General features: G+C 70.1%; 18 protein-coding genes. 8 read left to right on the forward strand and 10 right to left on the reverse strand.

Going from position 1 to position 16,984, the window contains the following annotated elements; all coding sequences use genetic code 11:
- Window positions 1-12: 12 nt before the first annotated feature.
- Together ypfJ and EL493_RS24780 are read left to right on the forward strand one after the other, a co-directional pair.
- Window positions 13-939, forward strand: coding sequence for a KPN_02809 family neutral zinc metallopeptidase (gene ypfJ, locus EL493_RS24775; protein ID WP_019047859.1), 927 nt, complete (start codon window positions 13-15; stop codon window positions 937-939).
- A 46-nt stretch (window positions 940-985) separates the two neighbouring features.
- The gene (locus tag EL493_RS24780; RefSeq protein ID WP_019047860.1) at window positions 986-1,486 is read left to right on the forward strand and encodes a hypothetical protein; all 501 of its coding nucleotides are present in this window, start codon (window positions 986-988) and stop codon (window positions 1,484-1,486) included.
- Between the two features lie 55 nt (window positions 1,487-1,541).
- Here the strand turns inward: EL493_RS24780 and EL493_RS24785 are convergent, their stop codons facing one another.
- A complete protein-coding gene (locus tag EL493_RS24785; RefSeq protein ID WP_019047861.1) occupies window positions 1,542-3,185 on the reverse strand; it encodes a hypothetical protein in 1,644 nt (547 codons plus the stop codon).
- Window positions 3,182-3,511: a type VII secretion target gene (locus EL493_RS24790; RefSeq protein WP_019047862.1), complete on the reverse strand. Its 330-nt coding sequence runs from the start codon at window positions 3,509-3,511 to the stop codon at window positions 3,182-3,184. Before EL493_RS24790 ends, EL493_RS24785 begins: the two co-directional genes overlap by 4 nt.
- Window positions 3,512-3,704: 193 nt before the next feature.
- Here EL493_RS24790 and EL493_RS24795 point away from each other — a divergent pair, with 193 nt between their 5' ends.
- Window positions 3,705-4,679, forward strand: coding sequence for an NAD-dependent epimerase/dehydratase family protein (locus tag EL493_RS24795; RefSeq protein ID WP_036836595.1), 975 nt, complete (start codon window positions 3,705-3,707; stop codon window positions 4,677-4,679).
- A gap of 13 nt (window positions 4,680-4,692) precedes the next feature.
- Here the strand turns inward: EL493_RS24795 and EL493_RS24800 are convergent, their stop codons facing one another.
- The 3 genes from EL493_RS24800 to EL493_RS24810 all read right to left on the reverse strand — a co-directional run bounded on the left by EL493_RS24800 (window position 4,693) and on the right by EL493_RS24810 (window position 6,957).
- Window positions 4,693-5,541 carry an SGNH/GDSL hydrolase family protein gene (locus tag EL493_RS24800; protein WP_019047864.1) on the reverse strand — a complete coding sequence of 283 codons (849 nt, stop codon included), beginning with the start codon at window positions 5,539-5,541 and terminating at the stop codon, window positions 4,693-4,695.
- A gap of 60 nt (window positions 5,542-5,601) precedes the next feature.
- A complete protein-coding gene (locus tag EL493_RS24805; RefSeq protein ID WP_019047865.1) occupies window positions 5,602-6,447 on the reverse strand; it encodes a helix-turn-helix domain-containing protein in 846 nt (281 codons plus the stop codon).
- Window positions 6,448-6,516: 69 nt separating this feature from the next.
- Entirely contained in the window at window positions 6,517-6,957 is a 441-nt protein-coding gene (locus tag EL493_RS24810) for a hypothetical protein (protein ID WP_022566279.1), read from the reverse strand.
- Between the two features lie 138 nt (window positions 6,958-7,095).
- On the opposite strand from EL493_RS24810, the gene EL493_RS24815 reads away from it, so the two are divergent.
- The 3 genes from EL493_RS24815 (at window position 7,096) to EL493_RS24825 (ending at window position 9,773) form a co-directional block, all read left to right on the forward strand.
- Window positions 7,096-7,788 (forward strand): hypothetical protein, encoded by a 693-nt coding sequence (locus EL493_RS24815; protein WP_019047867.1) that lies wholly within the window; start codon window positions 7,096-7,098, stop codon window positions 7,786-7,788.
- A 139-nt stretch (window positions 7,789-7,927) separates the two neighbouring features.
- The gene (locus tag EL493_RS24820) at window positions 7,928-8,707 is read left to right on the forward strand and encodes an NAD(P)H-dependent oxidoreductase (RefSeq protein WP_030203506.1); all 780 of its coding nucleotides are present in this window, start codon (window positions 7,928-7,930) and stop codon (window positions 8,705-8,707) included.
- A 52-nt stretch (window positions 8,708-8,759) separates the two neighbouring features.
- A complete protein-coding gene (locus EL493_RS24825; protein ID WP_019047869.1) occupies window positions 8,760-9,773 on the forward strand; it encodes an Rv2578c family radical SAM protein in 1,014 nt (337 codons plus the stop codon).
- 2 nt (window positions 9,774-9,775) lie between these two features.
- On the opposite strand, the gene EL493_RS24830 is transcribed toward EL493_RS24825, so the two are convergent.
- The 3 genes from EL493_RS24830 to hisS form a co-directional block, all read right to left on the reverse strand.
- Window positions 9,776-10,783 (reverse strand): malate dehydrogenase, encoded by a 1,008-nt coding sequence (locus EL493_RS24830; RefSeq protein ID WP_019047870.1) that lies wholly within the window; start codon window positions 10,781-10,783, stop codon window positions 9,776-9,778.
- Between the two features lie 93 nt (window positions 10,784-10,876).
- Entirely contained in the window at window positions 10,877-11,521 is a 645-nt protein-coding gene (locus EL493_RS24835) for a hypothetical protein (RefSeq protein ID WP_022566277.1), read from the reverse strand.
- Window positions 11,522-11,595: 74 nt separating this feature from the next.
- Entirely contained in the window at window positions 11,596-12,870 is a 1,275-nt protein-coding gene (gene hisS, locus EL493_RS24840; RefSeq protein WP_030203500.1) for a histidine--tRNA ligase, read from the reverse strand.
- An 85-nt stretch (window positions 12,871-12,955) separates the two neighbouring features.
- On the opposite strand from hisS, the gene EL493_RS24845 reads away from it, so the two are divergent.
- Both EL493_RS24845 and EL493_RS24850 read left to right on the forward strand, forming a co-directional pair.
- On the forward strand, window positions 12,956-13,849 hold the full coding sequence (locus tag EL493_RS24845; RefSeq protein WP_019047873.1) for a peptidylprolyl isomerase: 894 nt from the start codon (window positions 12,956-12,958) through the stop codon (window positions 13,847-13,849).
- Window positions 13,850-14,127: 278 nt separating this feature from the next.
- Window positions 14,128-14,670 (forward strand): hypothetical protein, encoded by a 543-nt coding sequence (locus EL493_RS24850; RefSeq protein ID WP_019047874.1) that lies wholly within the window; start codon window positions 14,128-14,130, stop codon window positions 14,668-14,670.
- A 55-nt stretch (window positions 14,671-14,725) separates the two neighbouring features.
- Here the strand turns inward: EL493_RS24850 and EL493_RS24855 are convergent, their stop codons facing one another.
- Together EL493_RS24855 and EL493_RS24860 are read right to left on the reverse strand one after the other, a co-directional pair.
- Window positions 14,726-15,148 (reverse strand): DUF4913 domain-containing protein, encoded by a 423-nt coding sequence (locus EL493_RS24855; protein WP_019047875.1) that lies wholly within the window; start codon window positions 15,146-15,148, stop codon window positions 14,726-14,728.
- Entirely contained in the window at window positions 15,145-16,968 is a 1,824-nt protein-coding gene (locus EL493_RS24860) for a type IV secretory system conjugative DNA transfer family protein (protein WP_019047876.1), read from the reverse strand. Before EL493_RS24860 ends, EL493_RS24855 begins: the two co-directional genes overlap by 4 nt.
- Between the last annotated feature and the right edge of the window lie 16 nt (window positions 16,969-16,984).

A 16,984-nucleotide genomic window follows, 5' to 3' on the forward strand; every position in this document is an offset into this window, starting at 1 on the left:
GCGAGTGCCGCGATGACCTTCAACGAAGGTATGCAGATCGATCCCGACCGGGCCTCCTCCGGTGGTGGACCCGGCATGGGCGGCAAACTCGCCCTCGGCGGCGGCGCCGGTGGCCTGATCCTGCTGGTGATCACCCTGCTCCTGGGCGGTGACCCCGGGTCGGTCCTCGGCAACTTCACCGGCGCGCAGAACCCGCAGCAGAGCCAGCCCGGCACGGCGGGGACGCCCGCGCACTGCAAGACCGGCGCCGACGCGAACAAGTACGTCGACTGCCGGGTCGTGGCGACCGCGCAGAGCCTGGACGGGGTGTGGTCGCAGGAACTGCCGAAGCAGACCGGCAAGCGCTACGTCGAACCGAAGCTCGTGCTGTTCTCCGGCGCCGTGGCGACCGGCTGCGGCAACGCCACCAGCGACGTGGGCCCGTTCTACTGCCCCGCCGACCAGACCGCCTACTTCGACACCAGCTTCTTCCAGGAACTCACCGACCGCTTCGGGGCCAGCGCCGGCCCGCTGGCCCAGGAGTACGTGGTGGCCCACGAGGTCGGCCACCACCTGCAGAACCAGCTCGGCGACATCGGCAAGGCGCAGCGTGATCCGAAGGGCGCGCAGTCGGGCGCGGTCCGCACCGAACTGCAGGCCGACTGCTACGCGGGCATCTGGGCGCACTACGCCGACAAGCAGCCCGCGCCGGGCAGCAGCCAGCCGTTCCTGAAACCGCTGTCGGACACCGACATCCGGGACGCGCTGTCGGCGGCCAACGCGGTCGGCGACGATCGCATCCAGCGCGCGGCCGGTCGCGGCGTCAATCCCGAGTCGTGGACGCACGGTTCGTCCGAGCAGCGCCAGAAGTGGTTCCTCACCGGCTACCGGACCGGCTCGGTGCAGTCGTGCGACACCTATTCCGCCGGTGACCTGAACAACCCGCCCGGGCTACGCTGACCCCCGACGCGATACCGCGACATCGTCTTTCGATCGAGGGGAACCCATGCGCCCGACCATGACCGGACTGCTCGTCTGCGCGCTCGTACTGCCCGGCGTGAGCGCCGTGGCCCACGCCGAACCGACGCCGCTACCCCTGGTCAGCGTGACCTCCATCCCCGACGGCTGGAGCCAGCGCACCGATCTGCGACCCGTGCTGCAGGTCTTCGCCGACGGCACGGCGGTGCATTCCCCCGACGCGGTGAGCAAGGACCGCAAGCCCGAGACCGCGGCCAAGAAGATCGTGGGCACCGTCCCCGACGACGTGCTCGAGGCCGCGCGCGCGGAGATCACCGCGCTGCAGGAGGTCGATTTCGGCATCCCGGCCGGTGAGGGCAAGGGCACCACCATCATCGACCTGATGCCGGAGGATTTCGAGGGCGAGACGCACCTGGTGGTGTACTCCCCCGAGGTGAGCGACGGGCTCAACCCCGAACAGCAGGCCGCCCGTAAGCGTTTCACCGATCTGTACAAGAAGCTGGTGGACGCGTTCAAGGAAAAGCGCTGACGCGGTAGCGAAGAAGGGGCGGTACCGCACTGCGGTACCGCCCCTTCTCGTGCTGTCAGAACCGGTCTTCGTCGGCGCCGCGTTCGTCCTCGTGGACCGCGCCGATGACCTCCGGCGTGGATTCGCCCAGCGGGCCGGTGAGATCGTCGTTGCCGAGGCGGCTCTGGTACGGCTGCACGGTGCGGCTGTGCTCGTCGTCGTTGGTGCGCTGACCGCCCGCCGCGCCCGGGCTGCCGCCCATGAACCCGGAACCGCTGGTGCCCGCGGTCGTCGTGTTGCCCAGACCGGAGCCCAGACCCATGCCGGTGGCCATGACCCGGCCGCCCGGCAGTGCGGCACCGGGCGTCGCGCTGACCTTGGGCGTGCCCGAACTCGGGGTACCGCCGGTGCTGCCACCCGCGCCGCCACTGCCCCGGCCCATGCTGCCCAGCGCGCCGAGCGCGCCGCTGCTGCCGCCCGAGCCGCCGGTGCCGAGGCCGGCGGTGGTGGTCGAGGCGGGAGTGGTCGTGGTGCTGCCCGGCGAGGTGCTCGCCGCGGTGGTGCTGTCGTCGGTGGCGCCGGTGAGCGCCTCCTCCGCCTGGGTGAGCAGCGGCTCGGCGATGTTCTCCGAGGCCGCCGAGAGCACTTCCTCCGGCGAGGGCAGGCCGCTCTGCGCGACGAGCTGGTTGACGACCCCGCTCAGTTGACCGGTGTACCCGGCCAGCTCACCGCGGGTGGTGTTGACGACGGTGACCGCCGAGCCCAGGTGTTCGGTGGCCAGGCCGATGAGCGTGGCCTGGGTGGGCGGCAGCATGATCGTCGGCGCGAGCGCGGTGGCCTGTGCGGCGAAGGTGGTCGCGATCGCCGACAGCTGGGCGTTGCCCGACTGGACGACGGCGGCGGCCTGCTCGGTGAGCGCGGCGATGTCGAAGCCGCGCTGGCTGGTGTCCTGCCCCTCGGTCTGCGCCTGCTGGCTGGCCGTGGTGGCCGCGTCGGACGCCTCGCCCTCCCACAGCTGCTGGACGGTCTTGAGCCCGCCCTGGGCGACACTCATGGCCGACTCGATCAGCGTGGACGAGTTGGAGAGCAGGCTGGTGGGGTCGAGCGAGCCGAAGACACCGGTCCCGAAGCTGCTGAGCAGCTGCAGGATCGGGTCGAACAGCGCGTCGATCCCGGGCAGCGCGGGCAGCGACACCCCGTTGAGCAGCGCCGACACCGGATCCTCGGTGATGGTGCTCGCGGCCGAGCTCGCGTTGGCGGTGCTCGCCCCGGTCGCGGTGCTGGTTCCGCCGCCGGTGGCTGCGCTGGTGAGCGCGCTCTTGGCCTGGTCGAACGCGGTCTGCGCCGTCGCGAGCGCGGGCGCGGTGAGCGCGCTGATCGCGGTCTGCGCCTCCCCCAGCGCGCTGGACGCGTCGGCCGAGACGCCGGACAGGATGTCCTGGGCGTCGACGGTGCCGGTGCCGAGCCCGGACAGACCCGACAGGCCTGCCGGGGCGAATCCGGCGGCCTGGGTGTCCTCGGTGAGCTTCTGCGCGAGATGCAGGACCGGATCGTCGACCGCCTCGAGGTCCTCGGGCAGCTGCATCAGCGGCACGTCGAGGATCGCCTGGGCGCTGTAGTCGACGGGGACCGCGCCCAGCGCGGTCTGCGTCGCGGCGTCGGCGGTGGCCAGAGCGGTGTCGGGCGTGATGACGCCCGCGTCGCCGGACAGCGGCTTCACGCCAGACCCCCGATCCCGGCGGCCTGCCGGGCTATGTCGACCGCGCTGGACACATCCTCGGTGTTGAAGGTCGCCGAGGACTTGAAGGCCGCGTCGGACAGCTTCGAGAACTTGGCCGACAGATCGTTGATGTCCTTGGCCTGCAGAGCCTGCGCGGCGGCGAACATCGCCAGGTAGTCGGCGCCGATGAGCCCGAAGACCGGCGTCATGGCGCTGACATTGGCCGCGGCGTCGGTGATGCCCGCCGCGGCGATATCCCCCGCCACGGCGGCATTCGTGGCCGCGAACGCGTTTACTGCATCGGTATTGACCGAGAGATCGGTCATGCGAATCCCCCCAACTCGTCGTGAAAAACCAGTTCTGCGAGCGCGATCGGTGGCGGCGGAACTCCCTGCGCTGCCGCCCGACGGGCGCGGTGCGCCAAATATAACCGAACACCCCGACCCGGATCGAGCCGTGTCGGCCCCGATCTGCGACATCCGCTTTCAAAACTAGAACATGTTCTATATCCTCGGCGGAATGAAGGTCGCAGTGACCGGCGCAGCCGGCTACCTCGGTACCAACCTGATCCCGCAGCTCCTCGAGCGAGGCCACGAAGTGGTGGCCATCGATCGCGCCGCGCCGACCACGTCCGATCCGGCCGTCACCTGGGTCTCCGGTGACGTGCTCGATCCGGCGTCGATGCGCACGGCGCTGGACGGTGCCGAGGTGGTCTACCACCTGGTCGCGCTGATCACCCTCGCCGAGAAGAACGATCTGGCGTGGCGGGTCAACACCGAGGGCGTCCGGGTCACCGCGGAGGCCGCGCTCGAGGTGGGCGCGCGCCGGTTCGTGCAGACCAGTTCCATCCACGCGTTCGACCAGTACCGCGCGGGCGGCCACATCGACGAGACCACGCTGCGCTCCACCGATCCGGGCCTGCCGGTCTACGACCGGTCCAAGTGGGCGGGCGAGCAGGCCCTGCATCCGGTCATCGAACGCGGCCTGGACGCGGTGATCGTGAACCCGACCGGCGTCTACGGCCCCGCCGACCATCCCGGTCGCCTGTCGCGCCTCAACCGCACCGCCGCCGAGGCCATGCGCGGCCGGATGCCGGTGATGATCGGCGGCGGCTTCGACCTGGTGGACGTGCGCGACGTGGCGCACGGCCTGATCCTGGCCGGCGAGAAGGGCCGCACCGGCGAGAACTACCTGCTCGGCGGCTACATGACCCAGCTGATCGACCTGTGCCGGATGGCCGCGGCGCGTACCGGCGCCAAGGGCCCGCGCTTCGCGATCCCGCCCAAGGCGCTGGGTGCGGTGCTGCCGGTGGTGGAGCCGATCAGCAAGCGGCTGGGCTCCGACATCCTGTCCAAGGCGGCGCTCGGCGCGATCCTGTCGGCGCCGATCGTCGATCACGGCAAGGCCGAGCGCGAACTCGGCTATCACCCGCGCCCGACCGAGGAGACCGTCGCCGATCTGGTCGACTTCCTGCGCGCACCACGCAACTCCTAGCGCGCACCTCCCCTCACGCCGCGACGACACCGCGCAGGATGTCGGCGGTGGCCTGCTGGCCCGCGGCGTTGGGGTGCACCGGTGTCGCGTTCGCCTGCGCGGGTACCGGCGGCTCGATCCACCGGGTCGCCGGGTCCTGGCACGCGTCGTGTCCGATCCCGGGTGTGTAGATGTCGACGTAGGTGGCGCCGTTCGCCTCGGCCCCACGCCGCAGCGCGGCATTGAGTTCACGCTGGATGCCGCGCGCGTAGTCGACGTCGCCGCTGCTCAGCGGCACCTGCGGGTAGCAGCTTCCGGATTCCGGCAGCACCGCCGGATAGCCGAGGACGTAGACGCGGGCGTGCGGCGCCCGTTCGCGCACGCGCCCGATGGCCGTGCTCATGGCGGCCGCACCCGCGGCGATGTCGTCGGCGAACCGGGAGCCGAAATTGTCCCGGCAGGGGGCCCCCACCCCGGCCGTGTTGCCGAGGTTGAGGGCGATGCACGAGATCACCATGGTCTGGAACAGATTGCCGTCGTTCCCGCCCAGCTGATAGGTGACCACTCCGGTCCGGTCGGTCAGCGCGTCGAATTGCGGTGGCTGATCGGCGTATTGGGCGACGCTCAGATGCTCGGTGGCCGCCGAGGCGCAGCTGACGTCGGTGAGTTCCCACCCGGTCGCCGCCGCCAGCCGATGCGGATAGTTCACCGCCGAGCGGGTGCACAGCGGCGGGCTGCCGGGCACCGGGTCCAGCAGCCCCGGCGCGGTCGTGTACGAATCACCGAGCGCGACATAGGACACCGCGGGCGCCGCGGCGGCATCCGGGAACAGCAGGCCGACGACGAGTGGGGCGACGGCCGCGAGAACCAACGGCCTGACCATCGAGCACTTCCTTGCGAGCCACCACCGATCTCCGGGCTGTACAGCCCGTCACCTGCGATTTTACCCCGCTGAACGGTCCTCGGACCGGGTCGGTGACACTGTTTCCGCGCCCAGACCGGCGAGCAGCCGCAGCCCGTCGGCGGTGGCACTGCCGGGCGCGGCCGACAGCACGATCAGTTCCATCCCCGACTCGTCCGGCAGCGCGAAATTCTCCTGATGCAGTTCGAGCAGGCCCACCAGCGGATGCCGGTAGGCCTTGCGGCCGTGCGTGCGGGCGCGCACGTCCGCACGCGCCCAGAGCTTGCGGAAACGCTCACTGCCCATGGCCAGTTCGCCGATGAGCTCGGCGAGCCCGCGGTCGTCGGGATACTGCCCGGCCGCCAGGCGCAGGTGCCCGACGACGTCGAGGGTGCAGGTCTCCCAGGCGTCGTAGAGCCCGCGGTCGGCTTCCTCGAGGAAGATGTGCCGGGCGGTGTTCAGGCCCGCGACCGGCCTGCCGTAGAGCAGGTCGGCGAGGTGATTGCCCGCGCGGACGTCGAGCCGGTGGTCCATGATCAGCGCGGGCGCGTCGGCGACGAGATCGAGCACCCGCAGCAACTCCGGCCGGACCCGCCCGCCCGGCGTCTTCGCCCGCCGCCGACGCTGCCGCGCCAGCCGGTGCAGATGTCCGCATTCGATCTCGTCGAGCCCGAGCACCCGGGCGAGCGCGTCGAGGACCTGATCGGAGGGCTGCGTGGCGCGGCCCTGCTCCAGGCGCACGTAGTAGTCCACGCTCACCCCGGACAGGTGGGCGACCTCCTCACGTCGTAACCCGTCGACCCGGCGATGGCGGTCGACGGGGATGCCCGCGCCGATCGGATCGACCCGGGAACGGCGGGTGCGCAGGAAGCCGGCGAGATCGTCCATCACTCCAGTATTGCCACGGCGGTGGCGACGAAGGTGGTCCTGTCGGTACCAGGAAGCACCGGTCCTTCGCTATTGCCCCTTCAACGCGCGATCGGCACGGTTGACGAAGACCACGGTCGTGACCGTACCGACGGCGATGACGACCATCACGATCTTCATGGGCCACGCCCCCTCGATGAGGGCGCCCACCGTCGCCAGCCCGACGATGCCACTCACGGTGACCAGCATGTGCATCGCCCTGGCCGTCCCGTTGATCTCGCCACGCAGAATCCGCCGCGAGGCCGTGAGCAGGCTGATGGCGGGAATCCCGGGCAGCAGCGCCACCACACAGACGACGATCAGGTACTCGGGATTCACCAGCCCGGACACCACGAGACCGGCAGAGCAGGCCACCAGCACGATACCCAGCGCGATCCCGGCGGCTCCGGCAAGCCGGGTCGCCCGCCGCACCGCGGGCTGATTCGCGTAGGGCGACTGCACGCCGGCCCGCATCGCATTGACCTGAGACATTCGAAAACCCCCGTACGACAGTCGACATGGCGGGTAAACGCAGCTTTCCGCACACATGCCGACCGCTCGATTCCCCCCGCCCGCAGGCTACCTCCCGCCGTGCCCCGCGAACAACCCGGCTCCGAATACATTGTCCGAGTGAACACCTCAGCACAGCAGGCGGATTCGCGCCCGCACGCCGAAGTCACCCCGGGCCGAACCATCGCCCGCGCTGTGGTTTCCGCGGTGGTCGCGCTCGTGGCTCTCTCGACCGTCGGCGCGGGTGCCATCGGCGCGATTTCGGGATGGTGGTGGCGGGATCCCCGGGCGCCATTGGGGGTGGTGGCGTCGTCGTTCTACGTCTTCTCGATGCTGACGCCGATCGCTGTGGCCGGCGCGATCGCACTCGGCGTCACCGTGCCCTGTTCGGCGCTGATCACGACCCGAGCGACGCGCGGCCGCATCGCCGTGATCTGGGCCGTCGGCATCCTTGCCGCGCTGTTCACCACCGTCGTGCTCTGGTGGGCGACCTCGTCGGTCACCTTGTTCATCGCGGTCCACACCGCGTCATGGGCAGGTAGTGTGGCACCCGAGATCGCCGAGCACTACCTGTGGCTGATGTTCGACCCTGCCACGGTCTTCTGGTCCGCCGTGCAGACCGCGGTGGTGGTCGTGTTCGTCGTGCTCGCACCCCTGATCGTCGAACGCCGTTGCGGTCCGGCCGAATCCGCGACGAGAATCCGGCGGGTTCGCATCAGTGCCGCCGCAGTACTGATCGTCTTCGGGGGCGCCTACGCGGGTATCGCCGTGTACGAAGCACGTGTCGTCCCTGGCTATTTCGGGCTGACTTAGCGTTCAGTTCCCTCGACCACCGCCGCCCGGGAAGGTGGTTCTGCCGATACCAGGAAGTTCCGTCCGACGGACAGTGCGCCCCTGAACGACGGGAGCGAGGGCGCTCAGGATCGAGAACATGCGATCCGAAGGAGTTCCCATGAAGACGTTGATCGTGCACGCCCACCCGGAGCCGGAGTCGCTCAACAGCGCGCTCAAGGATCTGGCGGTGCGCACCCTGGAGGCCGACGGGCACGAGGTGCGGGTGAGCGATCTGTACGCGATGGACTGGAAGGCGGTGGTGGACGCGGCCGACTACGGGCCCGACGCGTCGAGCCCGTTGCGCGTGGCGGCGGACTCGGGCCGGGCCTTCGAGTCCGGAACACTCAGCGCGGACGTGCGGGCCGAGCAGGAGAAGCTGCTGTGGGCCGACACGATCATCTTCCAGTTCCCGCTCTGGTGGTACACCATGCCCGCCATCCTCAAGGGCTGGGTGGACCGGGTGTTCACCTACCGCTTCGCCTACGGCGTCGGCGAGCACAGCGACACCCGGTACGGCGAGCGCTACGGCGAGGGCACCCTCGCGGGCAAGAAGGCGCTGCTGTCGGTGACCATCGGCGGCCCGGCGGCGCACTACTCTCCGCGCGGGATCAACGGACCCATCGACGATCTGCTGTTCCCGATCCAGCACGGCATCCTGTACTACCCGGGCATCGAGGCGGTGCCGCCGTTCGTGGTGTACGGCGCCGACCGGATCGCCGAGGACGAGTTTCCCGGTATCGCCGCGGCGTGGGAACAGCGCCTGCGCACTCTGGCCGCCACCGACCCGATTCCGTTCCGGCGGCAGAACTTCGGCGACTACGAGATCCCCTCGCTCCAGCTGAAACCGGGCCTGGAAGCGGCGGGCCGCACCGGCTTCGACCTGCACGTGCGCGCCTGAGGACGACCGCGCCACGCTTGACACCAGCTCGAACACATGTTCGACTCGAGGGGTGCGGTGGCAAGCTCAGACCCTCGACGCCGACGACGGCGCCCTGCCCGGATTGACCCGGGCGGGGCTGGTGCGCTCGGTCCGCACGCCCGAATTCGACGGCATCACCTTTCACGAGGTGCTCTGCAAGAGCGCGCTGAACAAGATGCCGGAGAGTTCGACGCTGCCGTTCCGCTGGACGATCAACCCGATGCGCGGCTGTTCCCACGCCTGCCGATACTGCTTCGCGCGCGGCAGCCACGAGTATCTGGGCCTGGACGCGGGCACCGACTTCGACTCCGAGATCGTGGTGAAGACGAATGTGGGCGCGGTGTTGCGGCGGGAACTGTCACGGCGCTCGTGGCGGCGCGAACCGGTCGCGCTGGGCACCAATACCGACCCCTACCAGCGCGCCGAGGGCCGCTACCGGCTGATGCCCGGCATCATCGGCGCCCTCGCCGACTCGGGCACCCCGTTCTCCATCCTCACCAAGGGCCCGCTGCTGCGCCGGGACCTGCCGCTGCTCACCGAGGCGGCCCGGCGGGTCGAGGTGAGTGTGGCGGTGTCGATCGCCATCCTCGACGAGGACCTGCATCGCAGCCTGGAACCGGGCACCCCGGGACCGCGGGCCCGGCTGGACCTGGTCCGGGCGCTGGCCGAGGCCGGGTTCGCGGTGCACGTCATGGTGGCGCCGGTGATCCCGTGCCTCACCGACGGCCGTGCCCACCTCGACGCCCTGTTCGCCGCGATCGCCGAGGCCGGCGCCGACAGCGCCACGGCCTTCGCCATGCATCTGCGGGGCAGTACCCGGGGCTGGTTCCTCAGCTGGCTCGCCACCGAGCATCCGGCCCTGGTGCGCCGCTACCGTCAGCTCTACGGCCGGGGCGGCACGGTGGTCCCGGCCTACAGCGGCTGGCTGCGGGAACGGGTCGATCCGCTGCTGGACGCCTACGATCTGCGCCGCCCGCAGGGCCGCACAACCCCGGTGCCGCCCGGGCCCGCGCCGCAGGACGCCCAGCTCGCACTGTTCGGCTGACGTCAGGGTTCCGTGGCGAACCCGAGCTCGATGACGGCGTCGCGCTCGGCGACCAGTTCGGCGACGCTCGCGTCGATCTTGGCACGGGCGTAGTCGTCGAGGACCAGATCGTCGACGATGCGGTACGCCCCGTCGGCGCAGGTCACCGGGAACGAGCTGACCAGGCCCTTCGGCACGCCGTAGGAGCCGTCGGAGGGCACCGCCATGGAGGTCCAGTCGTCGGCGGGCGTGCCGAGCACCCAGTCGTGGATGTGGTCGATGGCCGCGCTGGCGGCGCTGGCTGCCGAGGACGCGCCGCGCGCCTTGATGATCGCGGTGCCGCGCTGCTGCACGGTCGGCACGAACTCCGCACGCACCCACTCCGGGTCGACCAGTTCCGGCGCGGGCTCGCCACCGACGACGGCATGGCTCAGATCCGGGAACTGGCTCGCGGAATGGTTGCCCCACACCGCCATCCGGTGGATGTCGGCGGCGGGCGCACCGGTCCGTGCCGCCAGCTGGGCGACCGCGCGATTGTGGTCGAGCCGGGTGAGCGCGGTGAAGCGCTCGGCGGGCACGTCGGGGGCGTTGCGCATCGCGATGTAGGCGTTGGTGTTCGCGGGATTGCCGACCACGAGCACCCGGACGTCGTCGGCGGCACCCTTGTTGATCGCCGCGCCCTGGCCGGTGAAGATCGGCCCGTTCGCGGCCAGCAGGTCACCGCGTTCCATCCCGGCGCCGCGCGGCCGGGCGCCGACCAGCAGCGCGACGCTCGCGCCGTCGAACCCGGCCGACGGGTCGTCGGTGATGTCGATCGAGGACAGCAGCGGGAACGCGCCGTCCTCGAGTTCCATCGCGACGCCTTCCAGCGCGCGCACCGCGGCGGGCACCTCCAGCAGCCGCAGCCGGACCGGGGTGTCGTGCCCGAGCATCGCGCCCGCGGCGATCCGGAACAGCAAACCGTAGGCGATCTGTCCCGCACCGCCGGTGACACTGACGGTGACCGGCGTTGTGCTGGCTGGATTGCTCACGACCGACTCCTTGCGCTGGGCGACTTGGCACCCTCCACGCTAATCAGTCCGGCAGCCCCGGACCGGGATCCGTGAGGCAGAACACCCGGCGGCTCAGACGAGCTCGGCCACCTGGGCATCGGTCAGCACCACCGGCGACACGGAGTCCTTGGCACGGACCAGCCGCACGCCGCGATACAGCGGCCGCTCCCCCAGCCCGGCGTCGCGGGCCTCCGCCCGCAACTGCTGCACCAGCACTTCCGCGATCACCACGGCCGCGGCCAGCTGACTGGCGGACAGCGCGTCGGCGAGCTTGCGCAGCCCGAGCAGGTGCAGTTCCCGGCCGCTGCCCGCGTCGGTGTACATCGCCAGCGGGATCAGCTGGGTGTCGGCGCCCGCGGTGACCTTCAGCACGATCCGGCTGAGCCGGGCCGGGAACACCAGCAGCTGCACGCCGCTGGCCTCGGCCAGGTCGATCCGGTGCTCGCCGAACAGCCGTTGCGCGCGGATCTCGGTGCCGCTCAACCACATCCGCCTGCGCCGGAACGCGAACACGTAGACGATCGTCGGCACCGCGACGACCAGGCCGAGCCCGAGCGCGTACGGCCAGCTCAGCCACAGCGCCGACAGCGCGCCGACACCGGCGCCGATGCCGATCGCGGCCAGCGCCAGCCTGCGCAGCATCGGCGCGAACACCTCGGGCGCCACCAGGTCGATGCCGACCGGTTCCGTCGCCGCCCGCCCGGACTCCCCGTCCACCTGGTTCCTCTCCACCCGTCCCGGCCCACCCGGTCCGGCGCGCGGTCAGACTACCGCGCGCCGACCGGCCGGGTTCAGTTACCGAGCGCGGCGCGCAACACCCCGACGACCTCGCCGAGCGGCACCTGCCGCTGTTCGCCGGTCGCCATCTCCTTGACCCCGATCGAGTTCTCCTCGAGATCGCGATCGCCCAGCACCAGCGTGTATTTCGCGCCGGAGCGGTCGGCGCCCTTCATCGCGCCCTTCATGCCGCGCCCGCCGTAGGCCAGGTCGACGCTGACGCCGGCGCCGCGCAGCTGCCCGGCCAGCGCGACCAGGCGCGCCTTGGCCGCGTCACCGAGCGCGATGCCGTACACCTGGCAGCGCGCCGGGTCGGCCGCCGACTTGCCCTCGGCGGCCAGCGCCAGCACGGTCCGGTCCACGCCGATGCCGAAGCCGATGCCCGACAGCGGCTGTCCGCCGAGTTCGGCCATCAGCCCGTCGTAGCGCCCGCCGCCGCCGATGCCCGACTGGGCGCCGAGCTGGTCGTGCACGAACTCGAAGGTGGTCTTGGTGTAGTAGTCCAGGCCGCGCACCATGCGCGGGTTCACCACATACGGCACGCCGAGCGCGTCGAGGTGGGCGAGGACCTGCTCGAAGTGCGTCTTGGCCGATTCGGAAAGGTGGTCGATCATCAGCGGCGCGTTCGCGGTCAGCTCGCGCACCTCGGGCCGCTTGTCGTCGAGCACGCGCAGCGGGTTGATCTGCGCGCGGCGGCGGGTCTCCTCGTCGAGCGGGAGGCCGAGCAGGAACTCCTGCAGCAGTTCGCGGTACTGCGGACGGCAGGTCTCGTCGCCGAGGGAGGTGATCTCCAGGCGGAACCCGTCCAGGCCGAGGCCGCGGAACCCGGCGTCGGCGATGGCGATGACTTCCGCGTCGAGGGCCGGATCGTCGACGCCGATGGCCTCGATGCCCACCTGCTGCAACTGCCGGTAGCGGCCCGCCTGCGGACGTTCGTAGCGGAAGAACGGGCCGGCGTAGCAGAGCTTGAGCGGCAGCTGACCGCTCTTGTCCAGGCCGTGCTGGATGACCGCGCGCATGACGCCGGCGGTGCCTTCGGGGCGCAGGGTGAAGCTCTCGCCGTTGCGGTCGGCGAAGGTCCACATCTCCTTGCTGACCACGTCGGTGGACTCACCGACACCCCGCGCGAACAGGGCGGTCTGTTCGAATACCGGCAGCTCGATGTGCCCGTACCCGGCGAGGCGGGCGGCGTGGATCAAGCCGTCGCGCACGGCGACGAACTCGGCCGAGCCGGGCGGCACGTAATCCGGGACCCCCTTCGGGGCGGTGAAGCTGCTGGTCTTGGTCACGATCATCCAGTTTTCCCCACGGGCGCCCCTCGAGTCCAACCGGTTACCCTCTAGACGAACCTGACGACACGGGAGGAACGCGGTAGTGCCGAGTAACGAACAGCGACGGGCGGCGGCCAAGCGCAAGCTGGAGCGCCAGCTGGCACGACGGGCCGAGCAGGAGAAGAAGCGCAAGCGCCTGGTGATCGCGGGCTCGGTACTGGGTGTCATCGTGGTCGCGGCCGCCGTGACCGGCGTGTACTTCCTCACCAAGGGCGGTGACGAGGCGGAGTCCTCGGCCACCGCGAGCGCCACCAGTACCAGCAAGCGCGAGCTACCGCCTGCCGCCGACGCGCCCGCGGTCAACGCCAAGCCCGCCTCGGTGACCTGTGCCTACCCGACCGGCGCCGAGCCCGCCTCCAAGCCGGTGGCGCCGCCGAGCACCACGACCGTGGCATCGGGCCCCGACGCGCCGAAGACCAAGATCTCGATCGACTCCACCCAGGGCCCGATCGGCCTGGAGCTCGACAGCGCCGAATCGCCGTGCACCGTCAACAGCTTCGTGAGCCTGGCGCAGCAGGGCTTCTTCGACCAGACCAGCTGCCACCGCATCTCGGCCGAGGAGGGCTTCGAGATGCTGCAGTGCGGCGATCCGACAGCCACCGGTACCGGCGGCCCCGGCTACAGCTTCGCCAACGAGTACCCGACCGATCAGTATTCGTCCGACGATCCGGCTCTGGAGAGCCCCATCAAGTACAAGCGTGGTGTCATCGCGATGGCGAACTCGGGCCTGACCCCGGAGGGCACCAACGGCAGCCAGTTCTTCCTGGTCTACGGCGACACGATCCTGCCGCCGAAGTACACCATCTTCGGCACGATCGACGAGGCAGGCTTGACGACGCTGGAGAAGGTAGGTGCCGCCGGCGACGATGGATCGGTCGCCGTAGGCGGCGGCAAGCCGAAGATGCCGATCAGCTTCAACACCGTCAAGGTGGGCTGACACCGCATCGCACGACCCCCGGAACGGGCCGGACGCCACCACGGCGACCGGCCCGTTTCCGGTCTTGCGGCGCCGAAACCGCCAGAAGATCATCAGAGGCAAGGCAATCCTATGATTCATCCGGCCTACGCCGTCGCCTCTCGTATTTTCTCCGACGCCACTCCGCGTCCACCGAAACTTCTCGACACCTCCCTTGCGTGGCTCCGCCAGACATACAGTCGTGTCCTTCGCGCGGTAGTCTCAGATGTCCACTTCCACAGCAGCATCGGGGAGCAGTCATGGCGGAACTCGACGACATCGGCAGCGAAACGGCGTCCATGATGCGCACCATGCTGCAGATGGCCACCCTGGTCGCCCTCAAGTCGCGTGAACACGGCCAGAAAGAGGCCGAGGCCCGCGCCAAGGCGGTCGAGGCGAAGATGAAGGAAGCCAAGGAACTCCAGATCCGCGAGGCCAGGGATCTGAAGGCGAAGGACCCGCGCAACATCGAGCTGGTGCAGATGATGTCGGTCGGCAACAAGTCGACCCAGTCACGCGGCCTGTCGCTCGAGAAAGACCCCTCCTCCCCGTTCGCGGGAGCGGCGGCGACCGCGGGCGCGAATGTGCCGCAGGTGGGCTACGACTCGGTCGAACGCCGCTCGGCCATCGCCGCGCACCTCGAACGCGCCGGTGTCGCACCGGAACTGACCGAGGTGCGGATGCTGGTCGAGATGGGCCAGGGTATCTCGCCGGACGAGGCGATCCGGCGCGCGAACGCCGGGGCCCGCCGGGCGGGCATCGAACGCGGTATCGATCCGCGCGGTCTCGAACGCGGCCGCTGACCGGCGCGCCGCCGCGGCGTCGGGGACGGATCGACCGCCCCCGACGGCAGCCGGGCTAGAACGGCTTGGTCTTGCCCATCGTCCGCATCACGTCGGGATCGGTGAACTGCAACCGATCCGCGCCCACCTGGTCCTCCAGCGGCAGCGGGTCGAGCATGCCCTTGTGCCCGTTGCGGACACTGCAGTACTTGAACGGCCCGCGCGGATCGAACAGCTTGGCCATGTGCGGATCGGCGTGATCGAGGAACCATACGCTGATCCCCGGTCCGCCCTCGAGCCGGAAATGCTCCCAGGCCTGCCACAGCGCGTGCAGCCGCACCGCCGCCTCGGGGTGGCGCCACCATTCCGGGCACCACACCGTGTCGCTGATATCGGTGACCTGCCTGCTGTACACCCGGCTGAGGTAGTCGTTCACGAAGTCGAAAACGGTGGGGTATCCGTTCGCGATGTCGCGAGCACCCGAATTCTGTTCGCTCACAGCGGCTTGACCTCCTCGACGTCACCGTATTGTTCCGGCGGAGTGGTATTCGACAGGACCGGGGTGCCGATCAGGTCGTCGATGCGGGTCTTGCGCGTCGGATCGTTGTACTCGATCGACTGCTTCACCGCCTCGGCGTACTCCGATTCCCACCACGGCACGGTCCGCACCAGCACGGCGGGCTGACCCGAGGTGAAGACCACCGCCCGGCCGCGCGGCAGGGTCGCCAGACCCTGAGCGGTGAAGGTCACCGACGAACTGAGCGAGCGCGAATAGCTCTTGCTGTTGCCCGACTGCGACATCGACTGCGAGATGGAGTCGTACTCGCCGATCGCCTCGGACCGGTCGCGCAGGAACGCCATGTCGTCGACGCCGCTGCCCAGGACCTTGATGTTGGCCGCCGACCACAGCGCGCTCATGCCCGCGTCGCCCCAGCAGCGCGCGCCCTGCGCCCACGACTGCAGCACCGTCATCACCACGATGCCGCGCGAACCGAAGTGGCTGTACTGCTTGGGCAGATCCTTCCAGCGCACCACGTTCGCCGCCTCGTCGAGGACGGCGAGCAGCGGAATCGGCAGCCGGCCACCCGACGACCGTGCCGCCTTGCGCATCGCGACGTCGATGACCGCCTCGGTGAGCGCGCTCACCAGGGGCGCGGCCGATCCGCGGCCCTCGAGCGAGAGGCAGTACAGCGTGCCGTTGCGTTCGACGAACTCGAGCTCGTCGAACTGCAGCCGGTCGCCCGCGCCCCGGGTGATCCACGGGTGCACATTCGACATCTGCAGGCAGCGCACCATCTTCTTGGCGGTACCGAAGATGCCGCTCTTGGTGCGCTGTTCGGCGTTGTACTGCATGGCCAGGCCCGCGGCGGTGAAGTCGTGCCCGGCGCCGCGCAGATGCTCGATCGGCTCGCTGTTCTGCGGGTTGGTCACCCATTCCCACACCTGGGTGATCGGCTTGTTCGCGATGGCCGCCGCCAGGAACAGCCCGGCCAGCAGGTCCTCGGCCTCGGGATCGAAGAAGCTGTCGGTACTGTCGGCGCCGCCGCTCTCGGCGTCGGCGAAGTGACCGGCCAGGCGGGCCGCGCGCATCTCGCAGCCCTCCTTGCGGTGATCCACCCAGGCCAGCGGATCCCAGAACCAGTTGGGTCGTTCCCCGGCCACACCCTGCGGGTCGAACACGAAGGTCGCGCTGCCCTTGGCCTCACGCACGTTCCGGGTCGCGTCGACCACGTCCCGCTTGTTCGAGGTGGTGAGTACGGGGCCGATGGCCGCCAGGATCGCCGGGATCACCCGCGAGGTGGACTTGCCCTGGCGCGGACCCCAGATGTCGAGGTGCAGGTCCTCGTAGGAGCCGAACAGCGGCGACCCGTCGGCGACGGCGACGCCGATCGGCACGCCGGGCGCGTCGTGGGTGCCCAGCTGCACGCCGAGTTCCTTGGCCTTGGTGCGCACCCCCTCCTCGGTGATCGAGGCGATGGCGCTGCCGACGCCCATGTGATCGGCCTTGTCGTCGATCGAGAGCCTGCCCTTGACCGCGCGCTTCTTCATGTTCTTGCGGATCACCACGTACGCCACGGCGGCCGCGATCACCAGCAGCACGATCACCGTCGAGACCCGCGGCCAGTGCAGTTTGCCGCGGGCCAGGTCGGCGACCACCGCGATCGGGTTCACCGGAATGTTCTGCGGCACCACCGACAACGCGTTGCCCAGGTGCAGCGCGACGGCGAGGGTGATCAGCGTCGCAAAGCCGAACACGATCAGGATCAGCGTCGTGTCGGGTCCGACCGCGGCCGGGTCCGTCACCTTCTTCTTCGCCACGTCTGCCTCCTTGTGG

It is taken from the genome of Nocardia asteroides, assembly GCF_900637185.1.
Taxonomy (GTDB): domain Bacteria; phylum Actinomycetota; class Actinomycetes; order Mycobacteriales; family Mycobacteriaceae; genus Nocardia; species Nocardia asteroides.

Bases quoted from the DNA above. Each gene is read 5' to 3' on its own strand.
- EL493_RS24850 (WP_019047874.1), top strand. From the start codon at position 14,128: ATGGCGGAACTCGACGACATCGGCAGCGAAACGGCGTCCATGATGCGC.
- EL493_RS24780 (WP_019047860.1), top strand. From the start codon at position 986: ATGCGCCCGACCATGACCGGACTGCTCGTCTGCGCGCTCGTACTGCCC.
- EL493_RS24795 (WP_036836595.1), top strand. From the start codon at position 3,705: ATGAAGGTCGCAGTGACCGGCGCAGCCGGCTACCTCGGTACCAACCTG.
- EL493_RS24805 (WP_019047865.1), bottom strand. From the start codon at position 6,447: ATGGACGATCTCGCCGGCTTCCTGCGCACCCGCCGTTCCCGGGTCGAT.
- EL493_RS24790 (WP_019047862.1), bottom strand. From the start codon at position 3,511: ATGACCGATCTCTCGGTCAATACCGATGCAGTAAACGCGTTCGCGGCC.
- EL493_RS24810 (WP_022566279.1), bottom strand. From the start codon at position 6,957: ATGTCTCAGGTCAATGCGATGCGGGCCGGCGTGCAGTCGCCCTACGCG.
- EL493_RS24820 (WP_030203506.1), top strand. From the start codon at position 7,928: ATGAAGACGTTGATCGTGCACGCCCACCCGGAGCCGGAGTCGCTCAAC.
- ypfJ (WP_019047859.1), top strand. From the start codon at position 13: ATGACCTTCAACGAAGGTATGCAGATCGATCCCGACCGGGCCTCCTCC.
- EL493_RS24800 (WP_019047864.1), bottom strand. From the start codon at position 5,541: ATGGTCAGGCCGTTGGTTCTCGCGGCCGTCGCCCCACTCGTCGTCGGC.